The organism is Exiguobacterium sp. SL-9 (assembly GCF_004336985.1).
Taxonomy (GTDB): domain Bacteria; phylum Bacillota; class Bacilli; order Exiguobacteriales; family Exiguobacteriaceae; genus Exiguobacterium.
Window position 1 is genome coordinate 310,929 of the sequence record NZ_SJUO01000004.1, and the last position, 8,695, is coordinate 319,623.

6 protein-coding genes and 1 rRNA gene are annotated in these 8,695 nt (G+C 48.6%); all 7 read left to right on the forward strand.

What is annotated here, in order from left to right; translation table 11 throughout:
* Window positions 1-125 precede the first annotated feature (125 nt).
* The gene (gene dnaN / locus EVJ34_RS12405) at window positions 126-1,265 is read left to right on the forward strand and encodes a DNA polymerase III subunit beta (RefSeq protein WP_131434333.1); all 1,140 of its coding nucleotides are present in this window, start codon (window positions 126-128) and stop codon (window positions 1,263-1,265) included.
* A 135-nt stretch (window positions 1,266-1,400) separates the two neighbouring features.
* The gene (gene yaaA / locus EVJ34_RS12410; RefSeq protein ID WP_131434331.1) at window positions 1,401-1,616 is read left to right on the forward strand and encodes a S4 domain-containing protein YaaA; all 216 of its coding nucleotides are present in this window, start codon (window positions 1,401-1,403) and stop codon (window positions 1,614-1,616) included.
* 1 nt (window position 1,617) lies between these two features.
* Window positions 1,618-2,736 carry a DNA replication/repair protein RecF gene (recF, locus tag EVJ34_RS12415; RefSeq protein WP_131434329.1) on the forward strand — a complete coding sequence of 373 codons (1,119 nt, stop codon included), beginning with the start codon at window positions 1,618-1,620 and terminating at the stop codon, window positions 2,734-2,736.
* Window positions 2,737-2,790: 54 nt separating this feature from the next.
* Window positions 2,791-4,719, forward strand: coding sequence for a DNA topoisomerase (ATP-hydrolyzing) subunit B (gene gyrB / locus EVJ34_RS12420; protein WP_131434328.1), 1,929 nt, complete (start codon window positions 2,791-2,793; stop codon window positions 4,717-4,719).
* A 22-nt stretch (window positions 4,720-4,741) separates the two neighbouring features.
* Window positions 4,742-7,312: a DNA gyrase subunit A gene (gene gyrA / locus EVJ34_RS12425; RefSeq protein WP_131434326.1), complete on the forward strand. Its 2,571-nt coding sequence runs from the start codon at window positions 4,742-4,744 to the stop codon at window positions 7,310-7,312.
* A 62-nt stretch (window positions 7,313-7,374) separates the two neighbouring features.
* Complete coding sequence (locus EVJ34_RS12430) at window positions 7,375-8,364, forward strand: HD-GYP domain-containing protein (RefSeq protein ID WP_131485814.1); 990 nt, start codon at window positions 7,375-7,377, stop codon at window positions 8,362-8,364.
* A gap of 225 nt (window positions 8,365-8,589) precedes the next feature.
* A 16S ribosomal RNA gene (locus tag EVJ34_RS12435) occupies window positions 8,590-8,695 on the forward strand; the annotation flags it as partial.

Sequence of the window (8,695 nt, forward strand, 5' to 3'; positions counted from 1 at the left end):
TGGCTCAATACGAGTGGTTTAAGTGACTTATCCCCAGTATCCACAGCCCTTATTACTATTATGACTTAAATAATACTATTATTATTAACTTATATGACTCAGTTCACTTAGGAGGAATTATCCACATGCACTTAACGATTCAGCGAGATGTATTCATGCAAGCCGTACAAGATGTATCGAAAGCCGTTGCTTCTAGAACGACGATTCCAATTCTCACAGGATTAAAGCTTGAGGCTCATGCCGATGGCTTGACGCTCACAGGAAGTGACACCGAGATTTCAATCGAACGTTTAATCCCGATTGAAGAAGGCGGGATCGAACTCATTCAAATTCAACGGGCAGGCAGTGTCGTGCTCAATGCACGCTTCCTTGGTGAAATCGTTAAAAAGTTGCCGACGAATGAAGTGACACTCGAAGTATCGCCAAACTTCATGACGCGGATTGAGTCGGGACAAGCCGAATTCCATTTGAACGGACTCGACCCGGATGAATATCCACGTCTACCTGAACTTTCGAGCGAGCGTCGTTTCTACTTGCCAGCCGATCTGTTAAAGACAATCATTCGTCAAACTAGCTTTGCTGTTTCAGCGCAAGAGACACGTCCTGTGTTGACAGGGGTCAACTTCTCTGCTGAAAAAGGATTCTTGACGTGTGTCGCTACGGATAGCCACCGTCTGGCACTTCGCCGGGCACGATTTGAGACAGACAACGATTTGACGTTCCAAAATGTTGTCGTCCCGGGCCGCTCATTGAACGAACTTGCAAAATTGTTGGATCGTGAAGAATTACCAGTCGAAATCGTGTTGACGGACCAACAAATTTTGTTCCGTTTGAAAAACATCTCGTTCTTCTCGCGTTTACTCGACGGGGCATACCCAGACACATCGCGCTTGATTCCGGAAGAATACCGTACGGCGGTCCGCATGAACGCGAAGGACTTCCTTCAAGCGATCGATCGTGCGTCACTGCTTGCACGTGCTGATCGGAACAACGTGATCAAGTTTGTCGCGGAAGAAGCGACGACGGTAGAAGTCTCATCTCATTCTCCAGAAGTCGGGAAAGTGTCAGAGCGCGTCAGCATCCTGTCACTTGAAGGAGAAGAGTTAAAAATTTCATTCAACTCGAAATTTGTCATGGATGCGCTTCGGGCGCTTGACGCTTCAGAGATCGAAATCCAGTTCACAGGTTCGATGCGTCCGTTCATCTTGCGTCCGGTCGAACAGGATAGCGTCCTACAGTTGATCTTGCCAGTCCGCACGTCTTAAGTCAGACTGAGCGGATTCGGGGATGATGAGGTGTTTCACCTTGTCATCCCCATTTTTGCCTTATTCGACGTTTTTCGATAAACTAATAAGTATGGCGATTTTTTGTACTAAGTATGAAGGAAAGGAAGTGACGACATGGGAAAAGTGTCGATTACAACCGAGTATGTAACACTCGGACAATTTTTGAAGTTGGCTGATATTATTTCAAGTGGAGGCCAGGCGAAGTTCTTCTTAGAGGACGTTCAAGTGAAAGTGAACGGTGAGGTTGATCAACGTCGTGGACGCAAACTACGCGATGGGGACACGATTGAGGTCGAAGGTTTCGGAGACTTCCAAATCGAGGGTAACTAACGTGCATTTAAAGTCGATCCGATTGCAAAATTACCGCAACTACGAAACCCTCGAGCTAGATTTTTCAGAACAGACGAACGTTCTCATCGGTGAAAATGCCCAAGGGAAAACGAATCTGCTCGAATCGATTTACGTACTTGCGCTCGCAAAGTCACATCGGACGACGCAAGACCGTGAACTGATTGGCTGGGAGGCAGATGCGGCGATGGTCGAGGGACGGATTCATAAGCGGACCGGTGAAACGGTCCAGTCGCTGACGTTTTCACCGAAAGGGAAGAAAGCGAAATTGAACCACCTCGAACAACGTCGCCTCAGCGACTATGTCGGCGCCTTTAACGTCGTGTTGTTCGCACCGGAAGACCTCGCCATCGTCAAAGGCAGCCCGCAAGGAAGACGACGGTTTTTAGATATGGAAATCGGACAAGTAAGTCCTGTCTATTTACATGAATTGAATCAGTACTTGAAGATACTGAAGCAACGGAACGCCTTGTTGAAACAGCTGTCCATCAAAGGCGGGGACGAGACATTACTCGAGGTGCTTACCGATCAAATGATTGAACTTGCCGTGAAAATCGTTTCACGCCGGCATCATTTTATCGATCAGCTTGAAAAATGGGCGGGCCCAATCCACGCCGGCATCACACGTGACTTGGAGACACTGACGATTCAATACGTATCGGATACGTTCCAAAAAGAACGTTATCCAAAAGATGCGATGTTTGAAACGTATCGTCAAAAGTTTGATAAAATAAGAGAGAACGAACGAAGACGAGGCGTGACGTTATTTGGTCCGCATCGGGATGATTTTGAGTTGTATGTGAACAATCGCAACGTCCAAACGTTCGGTTCGCAAGGTCAGCAACGCACAGCTGCTTTGTCTTTAAAGCTAGCGGAGATTGAACTGATCCATGAAGAAGTCGGGGAATATCCGCTGCTGTTGTTAGATGACGTGTTATCTGAATTAGACGACCATCGCCAAACCCATCTGCTCGATACGATGGGCCAGAAAGTCCAAACCATCATCACGACGACAAATATCGATGGAATCGCTCACGAAACGATTCAACAAGCAAAGGTGTTTCACGTGAAACAAGGCGAAGTTGAAACGGAATCTGTATAACGTAAGACCAATCCATATGAACACCAATTCATGTATAGTAGGTGAACAAAACCGATGAGTAACGAAAACGAAAAACAAATGCAAGATTATGGTGCCGATCAGATTCAAGTGCTTGAAGGGTTAGAAGCTGTTCGTAAACGCCCGGGGATGTATATCGGTTCAACGAGCTCGCGAGGACTCCACCACTTGGTATGGGAAATCGTCGACAACTCAATTGACGAAGCACTCGCCGGACACTGTGACACGATCACGGTCACGGTCGAACCAGGCAATTCAGTCGTCGTTGAAGACAACGGACGAGGCATTCCGGTCGACGTTCAAAAGAAAACTGGACGTCCTGCCGTCGAAGTCATCTTCACCGTCCTTCACGCCGGAGGTAAGTTCGGCGGTGGCGGATATAAAGTTTCAGGTGGTCTGCACGGCGTCGGTGCTTCGGTCGTCAACGCTTTGTCGACGAAACTTGAAGTATTCGTCCGTCGTAACGGCAACGTCTACTACCAGTCATTCAAACGCGGTGTACCGCAAGGTGAGCTTGAAATCGTCGGAACGACCGATACGACGGGTACGACTGTCCGTTTCTTCCCAGACGGAGATATCTTTGAAGAGACGCTCGAATACGACTTCGATTTGCTCGCTACACGTCTGCGCGAACTTGCGTTCTTAAATAAAGGACTTCGTATCGTCGCCAAAGACGAGCGTAGTGATGAGACGATTGAACGTAACTATCATTACGAGGGCGGAATCAAGTCATACGTTGAACACTTGAACCGTTCGAAAGCCTCAATCCACGATGAGCCTGTGTATGTACATGGCACGAAGGACGGGATTGAAGTCGAGATTGCGCTTCAGTACAACGAAGGATTCGCGAGCAACATCTATTCGTTCACGAACAACATCCCGACGCATGAAGGTGGGACGCACGAGACCGGGTTTAAAACGGCGCTCACACGTTCAATCAACGACTATGCAAAACGCTTCGGTCTCATGAAAGAAGCCGACGGTAGCCTCTCAGGGGATGATGTCCGCGAAGGATTGACGGCGATTGTCTCGGTCAAACACCCGTCGCCACAGTTCGAGGGGCAGACGAAGACGAAACTCGGTAACGCCGATGCGCGTACAGCGACAGACTCGCTCTTCACGGATACGTTCGAGCAATTCTTGCTCGAGAACCCATCTGTCGGTCGACTCATCGTCGATAAAGGCTTGATGGCGGCCCGGGCCCGCCTAGCGGCAAAACGTGCTCGTGAGATGACACGCCGTAAAGGGATTCTGGAGGTCAGTTCATTACCTGGGAAACTGGCTGACTGTTCATCGAAAGATGCCTCGAAATCTGAACTGTACATCGTCGAGGGTGACTCGGCTGGTGGATCAGCGAAATCAGGTCGTGATCGTCACTTCCAAGCGATTTTGCCAATCCGAGGTAAAATCATCAACGTCGAAAAAGCGAGACTTGATAAAATTTTAGCCAACCAAGAAGTGCGCACAATCATTACGGCGCTCGGGACTGGGATCGCGGAAGAGTTTGATCTCGCGAAGGCACGCTACCATAAATTGATTATCATGACCGATGCCGACGTCGATGGCGCCCACATTCGCACGTTGCTCTTGACGTTCTTCTACCGTTACATGCGTCCGCTCGTCGAAAGTGGCTATGTGTATATCGCGCAACCGCCGCTTTACGGGGTGAAACACGGGAAAGACGTCACCTATGTCCAGAATGACCGTGAACTTCAAGAAGCGATTAAACAGCTTCCAGAAAATGCACGGTACAGTGTACAGCGTTACAAAGGTCTCGGTGAGATGGACCCTGAACAGTTGTGGAGTACGACGATGAATCCAGAGACACGCTCGATGCTTCGTGTCGACCTTCAAGACGCCATTGAGGCGGATGAGATCTTTGAGACGCTCATGGGTGACAATGTCGAGCCGCGACGTGATTTCATCCAATCACATGCGCATTACGTGAAAAACCTCGATATTTAAAAAGAAGGGTAGGCAATAACGAATGGCAGAACAAGAAAATATCAAGGATATAAATATTAGCCAAGAGATGCGCACCTCGTTCATGGACTATGCGATGAGCGTAATCGTGTCACGTGCCCTCCCCGACGTACGAGACGGTCTGAAGCCAGTTCACCGCCGGATCCTGTATGCGATGAACGAACTTGGGATTCGTGCCGACAAGCCCCATAAGAAGTCGGCACGTGTAGTCGGCGACGTTATCGGTAAGTATCACCCGCACGGTGACTCTGCCGTTTACGAGACGATGGTTCGGATGGCGCAAGATTTCAGTTATCGTTACGAGCTTGTCGACGGACACGGAAACTTTGGTTCGGTCGACGGTGACTCGGCGGCAGCGATGCGTTATACGGAAGCACGTATGTCGAAGATCGCGATGGAACTCGTCCGTGATATCGGCAAAAACACGATCGATTATCAAGCGAACTTTGACGGAGAAGAGAAAGAGCCGGTCGTCATGCCAGCCCGGTTCCCGAACTTCTTGGTCAACGGGACGAGCGGGATTGCGGTCGGGATGGCCACGAACGTGCCGCCGCATAACTTGAACGAAGTGATTGACGGGGTGCTTGCGTTGACGCATAACCCGGATATCACGATTTCTGAGTTGATGCAGCACATCCCGGGTCCTGACTTCCCGACAGCTGGTGAAATTTTAGGACGTAGCGGAATTCGCCGCGCCTATGAGACGGGTCGTGGATCGATCACGATGCGTGCCAAAGCTGAAATCGAAGTGTTGAAAAATGGTCGTGAACGGATTCTCGTTCATGAAATCCCATATCAAGTGAACAAAGCACGTCTTGTCGAAAAGATTGCCGACTTAGTACGTGATAAGAAAATCGAAGGGATTACTGACCTTCGTGATGAGTCAGATCGTAACGGGATGCGTGTCGTCATCGAAGTACGCCGCGATGCGAATGCTAGCGTTATTTTGAACAACTTGTATAAACAAACGCCGATGCAAACGACGTTTGGTGTCAACATGCTTGCCCTCGTCGGAGGTCGACCGAAGACGCTCAACTTGAAACAGGCGATCTATTACTACATCGAGCACCAAAAAGAAGTCGTCCGTCGTCGGACACAGTTCGACCTCGACAAGGCCGAGGCGCGCGCGCATATCCTCGAAGGATTACGTGTCGCACTCGATCACTTGGACGAAGTCATCGCCATCATCCGCAGCACGCGGACCGGTGACGAGGCTCGTGAGAAATTGATTGCTCGCTTCGGATTGTCGACCGAGCAGACCCAGGCGATTCTCGATATGCGTCTTCAACGATTGACTGGACTTGAACGTGAGAAAATTGAAGGCGAGTATCGCGAGATTCGTGCCTTGATCGAAGAACTTCGTGCCATTTTAGGGGATGAAGAACTCTTGCTTCAAATCATTCGCAACGAGTTGACAGAAATCAAAGAGCGTTATGGCGATGCACGTCGGACAGTAATCCGTACGGACATCATCGAGCTCGAAGATGAAGACTTGATTCCGGTTCGCGACATGATGATCACACTTACAAGCGAAGGGTACATCAAGTCGATCCCGAGCGATTCATATCGTACACAACGTCGTGGTGGACGAGGGAAGCAAGGAATGGGCACGAACGATGAAGATTTCGTGTTACGTCTCTTGTCAGCTTCGACGCATGATACGATCTTGTTCTTTACGAACTTCGGTCGCGTCTTCCGCTTGAAAGGCTATGAAATCCCAGAGATGAGCCGGACAGCGAAAGGGATGCCGATTATCAACTTATTGCAAGTCGATAAAGGAGAGAAAGTCGAAACGATGATCCCGGTCGACTTCAATAGCTACTTGGCAGACAAAGCCATCGTTGAGGATGGAAGTGAAGATTCGGAAGCGGAAGTAGCGGATGAGCAATTGTCACTCGTATTTATTACGAAACAAGGACTCGTTAAACGTTCACCGCTCTCAGCGTATGCCCGCATCAATAAAAACGGACTTCGAGCTATCAGCTTGAATGACACCGATGAACTCGTCACGGTCCGCCTCGCGAAGAGTGACGATGAGATGTTGATTGTGACGCGCGAAGGGATGTCGATTCGCTTCCCGCTCGAAGGTGAAGTACGTTCGATGGGCCGTACCGCCCGAGGAGTCCGAGCCATCCGTTTGAAGAAGGATGACGATCAAGTCGTCTCGATGGAAATCGTACGACCGACGCAAGACGTATTGATCATTACGGAAAAAGGTTACGGAAAACGTACCGCCATGGAACAATTCCGTACGCAAGGTCGAGGCGGTTCTGGAATTATCGGGATCAAGACCGACCGTGGTACCGTCGTCGGCATGCGAGTCGTGGATGAGGACGATGATATCATGCTCATGACCGAGCTCGGTGTCGCCATTCGAATCGATTCCCAGACGATTTCGCAAATGGGACGTAGCACACGCGGTGTGAAAGTGATGAATATCGAGGACGGCGATCGTTTGGCAACAATCGCTAAATTGAAAAAAGATGAGCTAGAAGAGGAATCAGCAGATGAGATGGAGAATGGGTTTGATGGTGAAGCACCAGAGACCGACCTGTCGTCTGAAGTGACCGAATAAGGCGAAACAGGTCGAGCGGAGCTTCCGTTCGACCTGTTTTTATATAATTAGGAGGGATGATCATGCGACTCGCTATTTCTAACGTTCACGTAGGGATGATCTTAAAAACATCGGTCTCTTCCTTAGAAGCCGGCATTAGACTGACGAATGAACACTTACGCTTACTTCGGTTTTTAAAAGTCGATGCGATTGAAGTTGATCCGGTGGAACGCCGTCGATTCACACAAGAAGAAGAACGTGATTTATGCGAGAAAATCCTTCAGTATGAACGTCACTATAACCAATGGGAGGAACAGATTGCTCCGAACCCATACGAGGCTCTAGAGTTTGTTCATCAACTGTTTCGTCATGATTATCCGTTATCAGCCATCGTTGCATTTTTCACGAAACAACCCCTTCGTAAAAATCATGTGATTCATCATGCGATTTATCGCGCACTCGTAGCGAAGACGTTGTCGAAATATCGAGGTGATGAACATCGGCTTCAATTTGACTATGGTATCGCCTCATATTTTGCGGATGCTAGCTATGCAAAAATTCGAAAATGGTCACATATGCGTTATTTCACAAAAATGGAACGAGAATTATTGTATCAACATCCTCTTGTATCAATGGCGATGTTGCCTCAAAACCAAACGTTGCGTCAGCGCGTCAGTAAATTGGTTGCGGAACATCATGAGCGGCTCGATGGCTCTGGATTCCCACATCGTTTAGAAGAGCGATCACTCCATCCGGCCTCACCACTGTTCATTGTGGCAGATCGCTTTTGTCAGTTAACGGCACCACGAACGTTTCGAGACGCGTTGACACCGGAAGAGGCTTATTTCTATATGTGGCAAAACGAAGCCTACGATGAGGAAGCACTTACCCTCTTGGCCACATTGCTTGGGTTCTATGAAGTCGGTCGCAGCGTTTTGTTGAGCAGTGGGATCCGTGGGACCATCCGTAACTATACAACGAGCGTCGAACAACCGATTGTCGTATCCGAACCGACGAAAGAAATGTACGATTTGACGCGTCTAGACGAAGTTCGAATCATTGCATTTCAATGAGTTGTGGTGTGTTTCTTCTATATAGTGGCGATGAAGAACACACCACCTTTTTATTCTTTTAAAATATTTTATTTTTATAGTTGACGAATAATAAAGCAGGTGCTATTATTAATGAGTCGCTAAGAGCGGCAGACGAACTTTGAAAACTGAACGATGAGGCAAAAAAAGTTTTACAATTTTTGAATGAAGCGCAAGCTTCGTCATTTTTAAAGAGCTATATCAAATTCTTTGGAGAGTTTGATCCTGGCTCAGGACGAACGCTGGCGGCGTGCCTAATACATGCAAGTCGAGCGCAGGAAATCATCTGAACCCTTCGGGGGGACGTTGATGG

Bases quoted from the DNA above. Each gene is read 5' to 3' on its own strand.
- dnaN (WP_131434333.1), top strand. From the start codon at position 126: ATGCACTTAACGATTCAGCGAGATGTATTCATGCAAGCCGTACAAGAT.
- yaaA (WP_131434331.1), top strand. From the start codon at position 1,401: ATGGGAAAAGTGTCGATTACAACCGAGTATGTAACACTCGGACAATTT.
- gyrB (WP_131434328.1), top strand. From the start codon at position 2,791: ATGAGTAACGAAAACGAAAAACAAATGCAAGATTATGGTGCCGATCAG.
- gyrA (WP_131434326.1), top strand. From the start codon at position 4,742: ATGGCAGAACAAGAAAATATCAAGGATATAAATATTAGCCAAGAGATG.
- EVJ34_RS12430 (WP_131485814.1), top strand. From the start codon at position 7,375: ATGCGACTCGCTATTTCTAACGTTCACGTAGGGATGATCTTAAAAACA.